The sequence below is a fragment of the Acinetobacter lwoffii genome, from assembly GCF_024129715.1.
GTDB classification, from domain to species: Bacteria; Pseudomonadota; Gammaproteobacteria; order Pseudomonadales; family Moraxellaceae; genus Acinetobacter; species Acinetobacter lwoffii_U.
Genome location: NZ_JAMXXM010000004.1, coordinates 1 through 16,712 on the forward strand (window position 1 = coordinate 1; position 16,712 = coordinate 16,712).

At 45.8% G+C, this 16,712-nt stretch carries 14 protein-coding genes; 8 read left to right on the plus strand and 6 right to left on the minus strand.

Features of this window, described 5'->3' with window-relative positions; all coding sequences use genetic code 11:
• Positions 1-141 precede the first annotated feature (141 nt).
• The 6 genes from cysG to rplU all read right to left on the minus strand — a co-directional run bounded on the left by cysG (position 142) and on the right by rplU (position 5,430).
• Complete coding sequence (gene cysG, locus NI462_RS04515; protein WP_253159331.1) at positions 142-1,524, minus strand: siroheme synthase CysG; 1,383 nt, start codon at positions 1,522-1,524, stop codon at positions 142-144.
• A 73-nt stretch (positions 1,525-1,597) separates the two neighbouring features.
• Entirely contained in the window at positions 1,598-2,869 is a 1,272-nt protein-coding gene (gene serS / locus NI462_RS04520) for a serine--tRNA ligase (RefSeq protein WP_004645799.1), read from the minus strand.
• Positions 2,870-2,969: 100 nt separating this feature from the next.
• On the minus strand, positions 2,970-3,731 hold the full coding sequence (locus NI462_RS04525; protein ID WP_253159333.1) for an RsiV family protein: 762 nt from the start codon (positions 3,729-3,731) through the stop codon (positions 2,970-2,972).
• A 169-nt stretch (positions 3,732-3,900) separates the two neighbouring features.
• Positions 3,901-4,596 carry an outer membrane lipoprotein periplasmic chaperone LolA gene (lolA, locus tag NI462_RS04530; protein ID WP_247143053.1) on the minus strand — a complete coding sequence of 232 codons (696 nt, stop codon included), beginning with the start codon at positions 4,594-4,596 and terminating at the stop codon, positions 3,901-3,903.
• A 248-nt stretch (positions 4,597-4,844) separates the two neighbouring features.
• Positions 4,845-5,099: a 50S ribosomal protein L27 gene (rpmA, locus tag NI462_RS04535; protein ID WP_004280639.1), complete on the minus strand. Its 255-nt coding sequence runs from the start codon at positions 5,097-5,099 to the stop codon at positions 4,845-4,847.
• Positions 5,100-5,118: 19 nt separating this feature from the next.
• The gene (gene rplU / locus NI462_RS04540; protein ID WP_004280640.1) at positions 5,119-5,430 is read right to left on the minus strand and encodes a 50S ribosomal protein L21; all 312 of its coding nucleotides are present in this window, start codon (positions 5,428-5,430) and stop codon (positions 5,119-5,121) included.
• Positions 5,431-5,875: 445 nt separating this feature from the next.
• On the opposite strand from rplU, the gene sdsA reads away from it, so the two are divergent.
• The 8 genes from sdsA to NI462_RS04580 all read left to right on the plus strand — a co-directional run bounded on the left by sdsA (position 5,876) and on the right by NI462_RS04580 (position 16,528).
• Positions 5,876-6,853 carry an All-trans-nonaprenyl-diphosphate synthase gene (sdsA, locus tag NI462_RS04545; RefSeq protein WP_004280641.1) on the plus strand — a complete coding sequence of 326 codons (978 nt, stop codon included), beginning with the start codon at positions 5,876-5,878 and terminating at the stop codon, positions 6,851-6,853.
• Between the two features lie 15 nt (positions 6,854-6,868).
• Positions 6,869-8,917 carry a site-specific recombinase gene (locus NI462_RS04550; protein WP_034439474.1) on the plus strand — a complete coding sequence of 683 codons (2,049 nt, stop codon included), beginning with the start codon at positions 6,869-6,871 and terminating at the stop codon, positions 8,915-8,917.
• A gap of 152 nt (positions 8,918-9,069) precedes the next feature.
• On the plus strand, positions 9,070-9,672 hold the full coding sequence (locus tag NI462_RS04555) for a phosphatase PAP2 family protein (RefSeq protein ID WP_253159335.1): 603 nt from the start codon (positions 9,070-9,072) through the stop codon (positions 9,670-9,672).
• A gap of 36 nt (positions 9,673-9,708) precedes the next feature.
• Entirely contained in the window at positions 9,709-10,977 is a 1,269-nt protein-coding gene (locus NI462_RS04560; RefSeq protein WP_253159337.1) for an efflux RND transporter periplasmic adaptor subunit, read from the plus strand.
• 12 nt (positions 10,978-10,989) lie between these two features.
• Positions 10,990-14,166 (plus strand): efflux RND transporter permease subunit, encoded by a 3,177-nt coding sequence (locus tag NI462_RS04565; RefSeq protein ID WP_085064700.1) that lies wholly within the window; start codon positions 10,990-10,992, stop codon positions 14,164-14,166.
• Positions 14,166-15,632 (plus strand): multidrug efflux RND transporter AdeIJK outer membrane channel subunit AdeK, encoded by a 1,467-nt coding sequence (gene adeK, locus NI462_RS04570; RefSeq protein ID WP_004280647.1) that lies wholly within the window; start codon positions 14,166-14,168, stop codon positions 15,630-15,632. Before NI462_RS04565 ends, adeK begins: the two co-directional genes overlap by 1 nt.
• A gap of 107 nt (positions 15,633-15,739) precedes the next feature.
• Positions 15,740-16,096: a YbjQ family protein gene (locus tag NI462_RS04575; RefSeq protein WP_005104015.1), complete on the plus strand. Its 357-nt coding sequence runs from the start codon at positions 15,740-15,742 to the stop codon at positions 16,094-16,096.
• Positions 16,097-16,099: 3 nt separating this feature from the next.
• Positions 16,100-16,528 (plus strand): YbjQ family protein, encoded by a 429-nt coding sequence (locus tag NI462_RS04580; RefSeq protein WP_253139044.1) that lies wholly within the window; start codon positions 16,100-16,102, stop codon positions 16,526-16,528.
• Positions 16,529-16,712 lie beyond the last annotated feature (184 nt).

Consider the following 16,712-nt stretch of genomic DNA (forward strand, 5'->3'; position numbering starts at 1 on the left):
GCGCTCGGGCAAAGCAGTGCTTTGCTTATCCTCTTACTTCAGGCACAGCCTTCGTCTTGCGCTCGGGCAAAGCAGTGCTTTGCTTATCCTCTTACTTCAGGCACAGCCTTCGTCTTGCGCTCGGGCAAAGCAGTGCTTTGCTTATCCTCGCTCATGCCATTGCAATTGTTCACGTAAGCGTACAACTTCACCAATAATGGTCAAAGTCGGGGCTTGAATCTGATGTTCGGACACTTTGGATGCAATATCAGCAAGCGTTCCTACTACAACTTTCTGTTCAGGCGTCGTACCTTTAGAAACCAAGGCCACTGGCATGTCGGCTCGCTGACCATGAGCGATTAATTCTGCACAGATTTTCTCCAGTCCCACCAACCCCATATAAAGCACTAAGGTCTGGTTTTCATAGACCAACTCACTCCAAGGCAATTCTGGCGAACCTTCTTTTAAGTGACCGGTCAGGAAACGCACACTTTGCGCATAATCACGATGGGTTAATGGAATACCGGCATAGGCTGAACATCCTGAAGCTGCGGTAATCCCTGGAACCACCTGGAAAGTAATCCCAGCAGCAAATAGCTCTTCAATCTCTTCACCGCCACGCCCGAAGATAAATGGATCTCCGCCTTTCAGACGACAAACCCGCTTTCCTTCACTGGCATATTTCACCAACAAGGCATTAATTCCATCTTGCGGAACCGCATGATTGGAACGTGCCTTACCCACATAGATCTTTTCCGCATCACGACGGCACAGCTCCATAATTGGCGCTGAAACCAGTCGGTCGTAAATCACCACATCGGCTTGCTGCATCAAACGTAAGGCTTTTAAGGTCAACAATTCTGGATCACCCGGACCCGCACCGACCAAGTAGACTTCACCTTTTGGCTTTTGCCATTCTTGTAATGCTTGCTCGATCAGGCGATCTGCTTCCGCGATATTGTCGTTGAACACCTGTTCTTTTAGCGGACTGGCATATAAATCTTCCCAGAAAATACGGCGTTCATCCGGATTGACAATTTTAGCCTTAACCGCACTGCGCCATTTTCCTGAAAATTCAGCCAGCTTGCCCATACCATGCGGAATAGTCGTTTCCAGCTGAGTTCGGATCTGCCGTGATAACACGGGCGACGTACCATTCGATGCCACCGAAATGACCAATGGCGAACGATCAATAATCGCTGGCACCATAAACCGGCAATGCGGCGGATCATCAACACTATTGACCAGGACATTTTCCGCTTCACACAGTTCAAAGACCTGACGATTGGTCTCCGCATCGTCAGTCGCCGCAATCACCAGTCGATATGAACGTAACGCAACTTTAGGATGAAAAGCCGCCTGCACATATTGTCCTTGGCTATTTTGCACAATTCGCAGCAGACTCTCTTCAATTTCAGGCGCAATCACATGAATGATTGCCCCTGCTTTTTGTAAGAGAAGTGCTTTACGGTATGCAATATGTCCACCACCGACAATCAGACAAGGTTGCTGTTGCAACTTTAACGAGATTGGAAAAATATCCACGAACTACCTCAAAATTTTAAATCTGACTGTCTATGCAATTTTCATGCACATTTAGGGATGCTGAGATCGACAATTAGTCGATATAAGTCGCACCACCCATATATGGACGTAATACTTCAGGAATTTCAATGGAGCCATCGGCACGTTGATAGTTTTCCATCACTGCAAGTAAAGTACGACCCACGGCCAGACCTGAACCATTCAAGGTATGCACAAATTCAGTTTTCTTCTGATCAGCACGGTAACGCGCTTTCATACGACGCGCCTGGAAATCCCCCATGTTTGAACAAGATGAAATTTCACGGTAAGTATTTTGGCTTGGTACCCAAACTTCCAAGTCATAAGTCTTGGTCGCACCAAAGCCCATGTCACCACCACAAAGTAAAATTTTACGATATGGAAGTCCAAGTGCCTGTAAGATGCCTTCAGCATGGCCAGTCAATTCTTCAAGCACTTGCATCGAAGTTTCAGGCTTCACAATTTGAACCATTTCGACTTTGTCGAATTGGTGCTGACGGATCAAACCGCGGGTATCACGACCATAAGAACCTGCTTCGCTACGGAAACATGGCGTGTGCGCTGCATATTTCAGTGGCAGACGGTCTGCATCAATAATTTCATCACGTACGAAATTCGTCACTGGCACTTCAGCAGTTGGAATCAGATAAAACTCTTTTTCGCCCTGCAGCTTAAACAGATCTTCTTCAAATTTAGGCAGCTGACCAGTCCCACGCAATGAATCTGCATTGACCAGATAAGGCACATAGGCTTCGGTATAACCATTTTGATCAGTATGCGTATTTAGCATGAACTGGGTAATGGCACGTTGTAAACGCGCCAATGGACCTTTCAATACACTGAAGCGTGAACCAGTTAATTTGGTCGCGGTTTCAAATTCAAGACCGCCCATCATTTCGCCCAGATCCGTATGGTCTTTGATTTCGAAATCAAATTCACGCGGTGTACCCCATTTCAGGATTTCCACGTTATCGCTTTCGTCTTTACCTTCAGGCACAGCTTCATCTGGCAAGTTTGGAATAGATAATAATTTTTCTTCAAGCTCAGCTTGCAGTTCAGCCAGTGCTGCTTCAGCCGCTTTGATTTCATCACCAATCGCAGACATGCGAGTCATGATTTCAGATGCGTCGCCACCTGCTTTTTTAATTTGACCGACTTGTTTGGCACCGGCATTACGTTCAGCTTGCAGTGTTTCTGTCTTGGACTGAATCTCTTTACGGCGTGCTTCTAGGGATGCCCACTCTTCAACATTGAGTTGAACACCACGTTTTGCCAAGGCTACATTTACAGCCTCAATATTATTTCTGAGTAATTTCGGGTCGATCATAATCAATCTTTGCAGAAGAAAAAAACTGGCTATAGTGTAAGCTCTTAGCATTAAAAAATACAGTGACCAAGACCACGGCTGCGTCCTATTAGCACAATATTTAGGAAGCTGTCTGCTGCAAAATGGCTAAATATTCAGGGCGAATCACTTCATTTAAATCCGCATATGACACTTTTAATTCAGGCATTCCTGCTGCTGCCGGAGCTAGTTCGCCTGCCGGATACACCATCACCAGACCTGTTGTATCAAAATAATAGTTATCACTCAATTTTAACTGCTGTTGTTGAATACCCTGCGTATTCAGCCATTGAGTATTGGTTCGATACATCGCATTCAGCAGTTTCGGCTCACCGCCATTTAATAACAGTTGAGACAAAGCCAAACGTTTGTTCTGTTTTAGATCAAAATTGATATATTCCACATGTTTCAGAGAAGCATTTTTATTCCTTGCCAGATTGGAACTTTTTAAAGCAAAAGTCGCCAGATGGGCACGCTGACCGACAAATTCCGCTTTGATAAAGCGCTGATCCAGATAATGCGGTTCATCGGCTTTTTTAGGATTTTTCTGGGTAACTTTGGTGAATGCAACAGGTTCGGTATGCTGAATGCGCTCAATAAAATATTGATTAATCCAGTCAATATTGCTGTCCACCGTTTGTAGACCAAAGCGTACACAACCTTCTATTTCACATACCACTTTGGCTGCCCCTTTCACAGGAACGGTCTTGCCTTCAATCTGCACAACCCGATCTGTTTGTGCCAGCGTTGCCACTGAGCTAGATTGAGGCTGACAACCCAACATACCTACAGTGAGTAATAAAACAGCGTAAATTTCAGCAGTTTTAAATAGATTAATCTTCATCCTGAGCTCCCAAAATTTTGCAATTTCATTGACTCGACTTTTATTTATTCTAAGATGCTCTCGTGTTTAGATATAGCTGAACCTTGTAGTCTGTCCAAAACAATCCCGATGATTGGCAATAAAAAAGCAACCTCGAAAGGTTGCTTTTTCAGTTGGTTCATATTGATGCTTATTGATCAATGATGTCCGTACCTTTTGGTGGGGTAAAATTAAAGGTAGAGGCTGGAATACTGTTATTTACTTTTACATTGCTAAATTTGATATTGGTGGTTTGTCCCAATGAATCCTGCAAGATCATCAAGCTTGGTGCTTTGTTCGCGCCAAAGCTAATGGTCAGGCTTTCAAACACACCATCGGTATTTTTAGGATACAGCGTATAATAGGTTTTGCCTTTATTTGGCTGAGTCACCCGGTAAGACTGCATAATCTGGCTGGTGTTTCCTGACAGCAATAACGCTGGCGTATTGGCAACCTGCTCATCTAAGCTTTGACGAACGGCTTGCTGCAAGTCCGGATCATAAATCCATACGGTTTTACCCGTGGTTGCAATGACTTGCTTCGACGGTGCGGTCGTTTCCCAATAGAATTTACCCGGACGCGCGACTTTCATCACCCCTTTAAAGGTTTGATTCATATGTTGTGCAGTCAAACCTTTTTTCTGGGTCGCTCTCGGGTTGGTTACCTTGGTGCTTTGTTCGAAATTTGCCGTCATGCTACGCACATGATTGAGCTGTTTGACCAGACTGGCTGTTGCCTGTTGCTCCGAAGCTGCCACAGGTGCAGCAAACACGGTTGTACTCATCACCGGTGCTAAAGTCACTGCACCCAGAGCCATAGCACAGACGGTTTTACGAAGCATATTCATAATTTCACCCTTATATTTTGCGTGATCGCAATTTATTTGATAGCTCATCTTAAACGAAAATTAAAAGCTAAAATGATAGAAAATAAGAACTTTTGTATTGTTATTAATTCGAAATCGGTTTTTTTGTTCATCATTATGAAGATTTCAGGATAATTTTTACATTATAGAATATCGCTTAATCTGAACATTAATTTTCAAGCATAAAAAAACCCACAAAAATTGTGGGCTTTTTTTTCTATCTCAGCGGATTACGCGTCAACAGATACGTAGCGACGGCCAAATTGACCTTTCACTTCGAATTTTACTACGCCATCAGCAGTAGCAAATAATGTATGGTCACGACCCATACCAACGTTTTGACCAGCGTGGAATTCAGTACCACGTTGACGAACGATGATGTTACCTGCAGTTACAGTTTGACCACCGTAAACTTTAACGCCTAACATCTTAGGATTCGAATCACGACCGTTCTTAGTCGAACCACCGGCTTTTTTAGTTGCCATGTCTATTTACTCCTCGTAATTAGCCTGAAATAGCTGTAATTTTCAACTCAGTGAACCATTGACGGTGACCTTGTTGTTTACGGTAGTGTTTACGACGACGCATTTTGATGATGCGGATTTTGTCGTGACGACCATGGCTAACTACTTCAGCAGTTACAGTAGCACCAGCAACAACTGGAGCACCGATTTGAATGCTTTCACCGTTAACAAGCATCAATACGTCATCAAACGTAATAGTCGCGCCAGTTTCAGCTTTCAATAATTCTACTTTAAGGGTTTCACCCTCAACTACACGGTGCTGTTTACCACCGCTTTGGATTACTGCGTACATAATGTACTCCAAACAAGCCCGTGTCGTCGTGCCGATAAAGGAATATATCGAACTTAAGACGTACGCCACTGGGGGATATCTAAGGGCGAGGATTTTAAGGGATATTCAAAAAAACAACAAGCCATTTTACTGAAATAATAATGAGCAGGATGCGCTAATTATTTAACTATTAAATAATTTCTATCAAATCAAATACTCAAGATATATTCAGCAACAAAATAATACAGCAGAAATCCGGCCAGTTTGATTAATATACTCAGCCTGACGAATAGGGCCACGCCCCTGACCTTTCCTGATTTTTTATGGCTCAAAATATGGATCGAATCTACATAAGATCTATAAAAAGCTGATTTTTAGTGGAGTTTATGCATTTCTTAGGTTTCACTCATGTTATAAATTGTTAAACTACGACCTGCGATTTACCAGACTAGAGGTTTTCTTTCACATGACCATCGACTTTAAGCAAGACATTCTCGCGCCTGTTGCTAACGACTTTGCTGCGATGGACACATTCATTAATGAAGGAATTACCTCAAAAGTTGCATTAGTGATGGCCGTCAGCAAACACGTGGTAGAAGCGGGTGGCAAACGTATGCGCCCGATTATGTGCCTTTTGGCCGCCAAGGCGTGTGGTGCTGAAAATTTAGAACCGCACCGCAAACTGGCTGCAATCATTGAGATGCTGCATACCGCAACACTGGTGCATGATGATGTGGTGGATGAGTCTGGCCTGCGCCGTGGCCGCCCGACGGCCAATGCGACCTGGAATAACCAGACTGCGGTTTTAGTCGGTGACTTTCTGATTTCACGTGCTTTTGATTTGCTGGTCGATCTGAACAACATGGTGTTGCTCAAAGATTTTTCGACCGGTACCTGTGAAATTGCTGAAGGTGAAGTACTGCAACTACAATCCCAGCATCAACCGGAAACCACTGAAGCGACTTATTTGAATATTATTCATGGCAAAACTTCGCGCCTGTTTGAACTGGCCACCGAAGGTGCTGCCATTTTGTCGGATAAAGATGAATTCCGTCAGCCTTTAAAAACCTTTGCCGGACATTTCGGCAATGCTTTCCAGATTATTGATGACATTTTAGATTACACCTCCGATGCGGACACGCTCGGCAAAAATATTGGTGATGATCTCATGGAAGGTAAACCGACCCTGCCATTGATTGCGGCACTGAAAAACACCACCGGTGAGCAACATGAAATCATCCGTCGCAGTATTGCGACTGGCGGTACGGAACATCTGGAACAGGTCATTCAAATTGTCAATGAATCTGGTGCGCTGGATTATTGCCGTCAACGTGCTACAGAAGAAACTGAAATTGCAATTGATGCCTTACAGGCATTACCTGACTCCGAATATCGTCAGGCCCTGATTAATCTGGCCAAACTGGCCCTACACCGAATTCAGTAACTTTTAAACTCGCCTATGCATATTAATTTTCTAGATCTTTTTCAAAACATGCAACACCAGCTTGAACAACCTCGGGCGGTGCTGGATGAAAATCTTCTGATTGAACTGGTTGAAAGAATCAGACCTGAAGACAGCAGAAATACCGAAGAGATCGAAGCGAAATTCAATGCATTTATCCGGGCTTTATTACTCACCCCGAATGCGGTTGCCACGCTTCAAACCTTTACCCTGCGGATCATTAACCGCTATAAACAGACTGGTCTGTTTTCCGATACCGGCATTTTGTCTCTAGATGGATTCTGGAACCAGCTAAACCAGCGCCTTGGTGCACATGTCTTGCCGCTGATTCCTGACCATCAACAACTTCAGGAATTATTTCGCAAGATTTTTTATCACCGTACCGATAAATACTGGCTGGATTATTTTGATGAAGACGACTGGCAACGTTTATTTGCAGTTCTCAATCAAGGACATTCCAATCAGCCTGAAAAAACCCGGATTAAAGATCAGCTGATCAAGGCACTGACCATTTTATCTTACCGGATCAGTGGTATTGGTCTGCACCCTGAATTTATTAATGCCCAGCCTGAACTGATGGAATATGAATCTCCTTTTCTGGTACAGAATCGTGAGATTAACGAGTTTATTCAGGAATATAAAAAACGTTACAACACAGTTACCCTAGTCGATTCGATTACTCCACCTGATGCGTCACAAGCGCTGGTGATGCTGGAACAATGTCATGATGTCGTGGCTAAGATTCGCCGTTCTACCAAGCGGACTGGCGTCAGTGTTAGCCTGACCTATATGCTGGCACTGCTGGAACAATGTCTGGAACGGGTCGAGATTCTGCTGAATATGGTGATGGATGACGATGATCTGCGTTATCAATCCATTGGCCTGTTTATGGCGGACATTACTGAAGCAATTTATAGCGAACGCAGTGTGCGGGCCCTGCTGGCCACCAATAGTGAACTTTTGGCTTTGCAAGTGACTGAAAATGCCAGCAAGACCGGTGAACATTATGTAAGTACCGACAAGCAAGGCTTTCTGGCCATGTATAAATCGGCTGCAGGTGCTGGTGCCATCATCGCAACAATGGCCACCTTAAAAGTTCTAATGACACGCCTCACCATGGCTCCCTTGATGCAGGCCTTTAGCTATAGCATGAACTATTCGCTAGGCTTTATGCTGATTCATGTCCTGCATTTTACCGTAGCGACCAAACAACCGGCGATGACTGCTGCGGCACTGGCAGCTACTGTACAGCAGCGTAAAGGCTCGAAAATGGCGCAGATTGCCGAGCTGGCCGCGCTGATTGTAAATATCATTCGCACCCAGTTTGTCGCCATTTTGGGCAATATTTCTATTGCAATTCCCGTAGCAGCATTGATTACCCTGCTGTGGGATTTTGCGCTGCATGAACCTTTAATGAATCATGCCAAGGCGGCCAAAACCCTGCATGACCTGAATCCGTTTACTTCATTGGCGATTCCACATGCAGCGATTGCCGGAGTATGTTTATTCCTGTCCGGATTATTGGCCGGTTATTTTGACAATATGGCCGTTTATCGCAAAGTCGGCCCGCGACTGAAAGCCCATGTGCGTTTATCGCAGCTGATGGGGCAAGAGCGTCTTTACCGTTTTGCTGACTATATTGAACGTAATCTGGGTGCACTGGCGGGTAATTTTATTTTCGGGATCATGCTCGGCAGTATGGGCACCATTGGTTTTATTCTCGGTCTGCCACTGGATATTCGCCATATCGCCTTTGCCTCTGCCAACTTTATTCAGGGTCTAATTACGATCAATGGTCCCGATATCGGCTTGATCGTAGTGTCTTTTCTGGGTGTGTTACTCATTGGCCTGACCAACTTGTTTGTCAGTTTCACTCTGACGATTATTGTAGCCTTACGCGCACGCCGGGTGCGTTTTGAACAGTGGAAACCTTTGGCAAAACTGGTCATGACGCACTTCCTGACCCGACCTAGTGATTTCTTCTGGCCACCCAAGCAAAGCATTGAAATTGACGAAAATCATACATCGACAAAAACTCAAAACTGAGATAATTACACTATATTTAGCAACAAATTCCTTACGAAAAAAATGGAATTCGCATAAAATACGCACACTTGAAAAAAAGTGTACTGACAAGTACACTTTGCTTCAGACAATTGGCCGATCTGCGAACGGTTAAAAGGACAAGGATTTTTGGCATGCATTACTTGTTACTTTTTGTCGGTATTTTATTTTTAATTTTCAGTGTGTTCATCCTGAATATTCCCGCTTTAAACGAGCTCGACTTGCAAGCTGTGGAATGGATGAGTCTGTATCGCACCGAGTTTTGGAATCAAATTACTCAGTCCTTATCCTTAATAGGTGGCATGCCATTTGTATTATTTTTATCCACGCTATGGTGTATTGCATTGCTGTGGTATAAAAAGTATACAAACGCAATTTTTATATGTATCGGAATTATCGGAGGAATTCTCCTAGCTTGGCTGTTGAAATTTGCAATTGCCCGACCCCGACCATCAGAATCCTTGCATCTGGTTGAAAGCTTTGGAAGTTCCTTTCCAAGTGCCCATAGTCTATATGCGGCTTGTCTGGCTTGTTTGGCAATTTACATCCATCGGCAACATTCCCGTTATACCTTCATCGTGATAGGTGCAGTGGTATGGATGCTGATGATGGGGATCTCAAGAGTTTATCTGGGCGTACATTTTCCTTCAGATGTCATATCCGGCTGGAGTATCAGTTTTATTTGGATTTCGTTGTGGTATATGGTCTGGATCAGATATTGCGCGACTCACAAATAAGAAAATTTAGATATAAATCTAATTAGAGGTGGAATAATGATGTCTGCAAAGCTTTGGGCACCTGCCCTGACTGCTTGCGCATTGGCAACAAGTCTTGCACTTGTTGGTTGTAGCAAAGATCCTAAAGAGGGCCAGCAAGCTGGTGCTCAACAACAAATGCCACCGACTGAAGTCGGTGTTCTTGTTGCACAACCGCAAAGTGTAGAGCAGTCTGTAGAGCTCTCAGGTCGTACAACAGCATTTGAAATTTCAGATGTACGTCCACAAGCCAGTGGCGTGGTGCTTAAACGCTTGTTCACGGAAGGCAGCTATGTGCGTGAAGGTCAGGCCTTGTATGAAATCGATTCAAGTACCAACCGCACTACAGTAGACAATGCCCGTGCAGCGATTGCCCGTGCTGAAGCCAATCTGGGCGTATTGCGTGTGAAGGAAGGCCGTTACCGTCAACTGGTCGGTACCAATGCCATTTCCAAACAGGAATATGATGACATCGCGGCACAGGTCAAACTGGCTGAAGCTGATTTGAATGCCAATCGCGCAACTTTGCGTAATGCAGAAATCAACTTGGGCTATTCGACTGTACGCGCGCCGATTTCAGGCCAGACCAACCGTTCGTCTGTGACGGCGGGTGCTTTGGTAACAGCGAATCAGCCAGAGCCATTGGTGACAATTCAGCGTCTAGATCCCATCTATGTAGATATCAACCAGTCAAGTGCCGAGCTTTTACGTTTACGTCAACAGCTTAATCAAGGCAGCTTGAACAGCTCTAACAATACCAAAGTCAAGTTAAAGCTTGAAGATGGCAGTATCTACCCGGTTGAAGGCCGTCTTGCATTCTCTGATGCTAGCGTGAACCCGGAAACAGGTACCGTGACTTTACGTGCGGTATTCCCGAACAAAAATCACCTGCTTCTACCAGGTATGTTTGCCACTGCGCAAATCGTACAGGGTGAAGTACCGAATGCTTTCCTGATTCCGCAAGCAGCTTTGACTCGTACCCCAACAGGTCAGGCAATGGCGATGCTGGTCGGTGCTGACAATAAAGTGACGCCACGTCCAGTGACTACCGTTGGTTCTCAAGGCAGCAACTGGATTGTGACTGAAGGTCTGAATCCAGGCGATAAAGTGATTGTAGATGGTATTGCAAAAGTAAAACCTGAACAGCAAGTTGTACCAAAACCTTATCAACCTCAAGCTGCTGCACCACAGGGTGCTGTACAACCTGCTGCCCAACAACCAGGTGCAGCGCAAAAAGCGGATGATGCAAAAGAACAATCTGAACAAAAACCTGCTGCTAAAGCATAAGGAGTAAGGTTTATGGCTCAATTCTTTATTCATCGCCCGATTTTCGCTTGGGTGATTGCATTGGTGATTATGCTGGCGGGTATTTTAACCATCAGTAAAATGCCGATTGCACAATATCCAACCATCGCACCACCAACCGTAACCATTTCTGCGACTTATCCGGGTGCATCTGCTGAAACTGTTGAAAATACAGTGACCCAGATCATCGAGCAGCAGATGAACGGTATGGATGGCTTGCGCTATATCTCGTCTAACAGTGCGGGTAATGGTTCTTCGTCTATTTCCTTGAACTTTGACCAGGGTGTCGATCCTGATATCGCACAGGTTCAGGTTCAAAACAAATTACAGTCTGCGACTGCCCTGCTGCCTGAAGATGTACAGCGTCAGGGTGTGCGGGTGACCAAATCGGGTGCCAGCTTCCTACAAGTTTTGGCATTCTATTCACCTGATAGCAGCCTGACCGCAGATGACATCAAAGACTATGTTAACTCGAATATTGCTGAGCCTTTAAGCCGTGTAGCCGGGGTCGGTGAAGTTCAGGTCTTTGGTGGTTCTTATGCGATGCGTATCTGGCTGGATCCAGCCAAGATGGCCAGCCTGCAAGTAACGCCAAGTGATATTGCTACTGCAATCCGTACCCAGAATGCACAGGTTGCGGTAGGTCAGTTGGGTGGTGCGCCTGCAGTTCAAGGACAAGTGTTAAATGCGACGGTAACGGCTCAAAGTCTGTTACAAACGCCGGAACAGTTCAGCAATATCTTCCTGAAAAATGCCACTTCTGGTGCGCAGGTTCGCTTAGGTGATGTTGCACGAGTTGAACTCGGTGCAGATAACTATCAGTTTGATTCTAAATTTAATGGCAAACCGGCTGGTGGTGTAGCAATCAAGCTTGCGACTGGCGCCAATGCCCTGGATACCGCACAAGCGGTTGAAGAACGCTTAAAACAGTTACGTCCGAACTATCCGCAAGGCATGGTCGACCAACTGGCGTTTGATACAACACCATTTATTGAACTGTCGATTAAGAGTGTAGTTAAAACTCTGATCGAAGCGATTATTCTAGTATTCCTGGTGATGTTCCTGTTCTTGCAGAACTGGCGTGCCACCATCATTCCAACCATGGCAGTTCCAGTCGTCGTATTGGGTACATTTGCCGTCATTAACATCTTTGGCTTCTCGATTAATACCCTGACCATGTTTGCCATGGTATTGGCGATTGGTCTTCTGGTCGATGACGCGATTGTTGTGGTCGAGAACGTCGAACGGGTCATGGTGGAAGAACATCTGGATCCGGTTGCTGCAACTGAAAAATCGATGAAACAGATTTCTGGCGCATTGATTGGTATTACCTCGGTGCTGTCGGCAGTATTCGTTCCAATGGCTTTCTTCGGTGGAACCACCGGGGTCATTTATCGCCAGTTCTCGATTACGCTGGTAACAGCGATGGTCTTGTCACTGGTGGTTGCCTTAACCTTTACTCCTGCCCTGTGTGCGACCCTGCTGAAACAGCATGATCCGAACAAGCCGGAAAGTAATGGTATTTTTGCGCGTTTCTTCCGCTGGTTTAATAGCAGTTTTGACAAGGTCTCTGTGAAATATCAGGGCGGCGTCAACCGCATGACCCACAGCAAGATTTTCTCAGGTGTGGTGTATGCCGTGGTACTGGGTATTATTGTGCTGTTGTTCCAGAAACTGCCTTCTTCGTTCCTACCGGATGAAGACCAGGGCGTGGTCATGACGCTGGTTCAGTTACCGCCAAATGCAACCTTGGAACGTACCGACAAAGTGGTCAGCACCATGACCAACTATTTCTTGGAAAACGAGAAAGAGCATGTAGAATCCGTCTTTAGTGTGGCAGGTTTCTCCTTCACGGGTGTGGGACAAAATGCAGGTCTGGCTTTCATTAAGTTGAAAGACTGGTCAGAGCGTCACAGTCCGGAATCTCAAGTCGGTGCCATTATTCAACGTGGTATGGCGCTGAACATGATTGTTAAAGATGCGTCTTACATCATGCCGCTACAATTACCTGCAATGCCTGAACTGGGTGTGTCGGCTGGCTTTAACTTACAGCTCAAAGCTGCAAGTGGTCAAAGTCATGACCAGCTCCTGGCAGCACGTAATACGATCCTCGGTCTAGCAGCACAAGACTCGCGTCTGGCTGGTGTGCGTCCGAATGGTCAGGAAGATACTCCACAGTACCGTGTCATTGTCGATCATGCACAAGCCGGTGCATTGGGCGTGAGTGTTGCTGAAATTAACAGTACCATGGGTATAGCTTGGGGCGGTTCGTATATCAATGACTTCATTGATCGCGGTCGTGTCAAGAAAGTCTATGTTCAGGGTGAAGCTGGCTCGCGGATGATGCCGGAAGATCTGGACCAATGGTATGTACGTAATAACCGCGGTGAAATGGTGCCATTCTCGGCGTTTGCTACAGGCGAATGGACCTACGGTTCACCACGTCTTGAGCGTTATAACGGCGTATCGTCCATGAACATTCAGGGTACACCTGCTCCGGGTATCAGCTCAGGTGATGCGATGGTGGCCATGGAAGAAATCGTGGCGAAGTTACCAGAAATGGGCTTGCAAGGTTTCGACTTCGAATGGACAGGTCTGTCTTTGGAAGAGCGTGAATCTGGTGCACAGGCGCCGTTCCTGTATGCCTTGTCACTACTGATCGTCTTCCTGTGTCTGGCAGCCCTGTATGAAAGCTGGTCGATTCCGTTCTCGGTTCTAATGGTGGTGCCATTGGGTATTGTTGGTGCATTATTACTTACCTTTGGTGGAATGGTATTGCTGCAAAACCCGAACCTGTCGAATAACATTTACTTCCAGGTGGCGATTATTGCCGTGATTGGTCTTTCTGCGAAAAACGCGATCTTGATTGTCGAGTTTGCGAAAGAATTGCAGGAACAAGGTGAAGAATTATTTGAAGCGACCTTGCATGCGGCAAAAATGCGTTTACGTCCAATTATCATGACCACATTGGCCTTTGGTTTTGGTGTATTACCGCTTGCTCTGGCTTCAGGTGCGGGTGCAGGTAGCCAGCACTCAGTCGGTTATGGCGTACTCGGCGGCGTGATCAGCTCGACCTTGTTAGGTATCTTCTTTATCCCGGTATTCTACGTGTGGATTCGAAGTGTCTTTAAATACAAACCAAAACAACAAAATCAGGAGTATAAGTCGTAATGCAAAATGTATGGTCTATTACAGGTCGTAGCATTGCGGTATCTGCCCTTGCGCTTGCTTTGACGGCTTGTCAAAGCATGCGTAGTCCAGAGCCGGTTGCGCAGGCAGATATCCCGAGCAGCTATACCAATGCGTCTGGTACTTCTGTAGCAGAACAAGGTTATAAAAACTTTTTTGCTGATCAGCGCCTGTTACAGGTGCTGGATCTGGCATTAAACAATAACCGTGATTTGCGTATTGCTGCCCTCAATATTCAACGAGCTCAGCAACAGTATCAGATTACTGAAAACAACCAGTTACCGACGATTGGTGCCAGTGGTAGCGTATTGCGCCAGGACACCATGAATTCCCAGAATCGTGGTGCAGTGACGACTTATAATGTCGGACTGGGTGTAACTGCGTATGAACTGGATTTTTGGGGACGTGTCCGCAGCTTGCGTGACAATGCACTGGATAGTTTCCTGGCGACCCAAAGTGCGCGAGATGCGACGCAAATTGCCTTGATTGGTCAGGTGTCTCAGGCTTGGCTCAGCTATTCGTTTGCCAATGCCAATCTGGCTTTGGCTGAACAAACACTAAAAGCTCAGCTTGAATCGTTTAATCTGAACAAGAAACGTTTTGATGTCGGGATTGATAGCGAGCTTCCAGTGCGTCAGGCACAGATCTCGGTTGAAACAGCACGTAATGATGTTGCGAATTACCGGACTCAGGTGGCACAGGCACAAAACCTGTTAAACCTGCTGGTCGGTCAGCAAGTGCCTGCGAATTTATTACCAGCACAACGCGTGACCCGCATCACTTCCAATACTGCATTGGGTTCAGGCTTGCCAAGTGATCTATTGATCAACCGTCCAGATGTTCGTGCAGCAGAATACCGCCTGTCTGCGGCAGGTGCCAATATTGCGGCAGCACGTGCACGTTTGTTCCCGACGATTAGTCTGACTGGTTCAGCAGGTTATGCCTCTACTGATTTAGGCGACCTGTTTAAATCAGGTAGTTTTGCCTGGTCATTTGGTCCAAGTCTGGATATTCCAATTTTTGATTGGGGTACCCGTCAGGCCAATATCCGTATTTCTGAAACCGATCAGCAAATTGCCTTGTCAGATTACGAAAAGTCGATTCAGACTGCTTTCCGTGAAGTGAATGATGCTTTGGCGGTACGTCAGAATATTGGTGATCGTCTTGCAGCTCAGCGCCGCCTGGTCGAAGCAACCAACACCACCTATCGCTTGTCACAGGCACGTTTCCGCGCCGGAATTGACAGCTATCTGACTGTACTGGATGCACAGCGTGCGTCTTATGCAGCAGAACAAGGTTTGTTATTGCTTGAACAGGCCAATCTGAACAATCAGGTTGAAGTCTACAAAACCCTGGGTGGCGGCTTGAAAGTCAACACCACGGACACCCTGCCGAATACACCGTCTGTGTCTGAACAGCGCCGTGCGGCAGAACAACCCGCCCAGTAAATTCCAGATAGATCAAGAAAAGCTCACTTCAGTGGGCTTTTTTTATTGCATTTTCAAGGCAGTTTTCCTATTGTCATAGACTAGCGATTTATTTAGAAAACATGCACATGTTACTTAGCAATCTGGAATCTGTCCCGGGACATACCATTCGCCAGCAAATTGATGTGGTGTATGGCAGTACCGTACGCAGCAAACATGTCGGACGTGACTTACTGGCCGGCCTGAAAAATATTGTCGGTGGTGAGCTTACCGCCTATACTGAACTGCTGGAAGAATCCCGTCAGGAAGCCATGAACCGCATGATTGAAAAAGCCCGCAGCATGGGTGCCAATGCAATTGTCGGCATACGTTTCTCGACCTCTAATATTGCCCAAGGTGCTTCTGAACTCTTTGTTTATGGGACAGCCGTAGTGGTTGATCCGATCATGCCAAAATTGCCCGACCCTTTTCCGCAGGCAGATTAAAACATGGATGGTTTAATTCTCCAGATCATCATTTTTGCCATTCTGTTTAGTGTCGGTTTCGGCTTTGGTCGTTATAACGAAGGTAAACATTTTCGTTATCTGGATGAACAGGAACAACGCCTGGCATATATCCGGATGAACAATAGCCGCTTCGCTGTGTCTGAATATTCCGGACAGATGATCAGCAGCAATGTGGTCATTTCTCATGATTATTTTAAATATGCGATTGCCAATGTGCAGAATATGCTCGGTGGCCGTCTGACCAGCTATGAAAGTGTAGTAGAACGCGCACGACGTGAAGCAATTGTGCGATTAAAACTCGAGGCCGAAAAAATCGGTGCGACTCAGATTATGGGCATTCGGCTCAGCACCACAGAACTCGGTATGCAAGGTGGCATGGTAGAAGTCTTTGCTTATGGCACTGCAATCTAACAACCTGCTCAATCGATCTAAACCTCGGTTCAGAAAAAAATTTATTGAGATGATCACGCCTGCTGCGCGATCCGCGCAGTCAAATTAGTTCGACACCTTTAGGAAGAAATGTCGTAGAGGAAATAACTGAGGCTGATACTCAGGCCGGTGCAATCTTCTTTATTGCAAACGGTTCTGTGCTAGG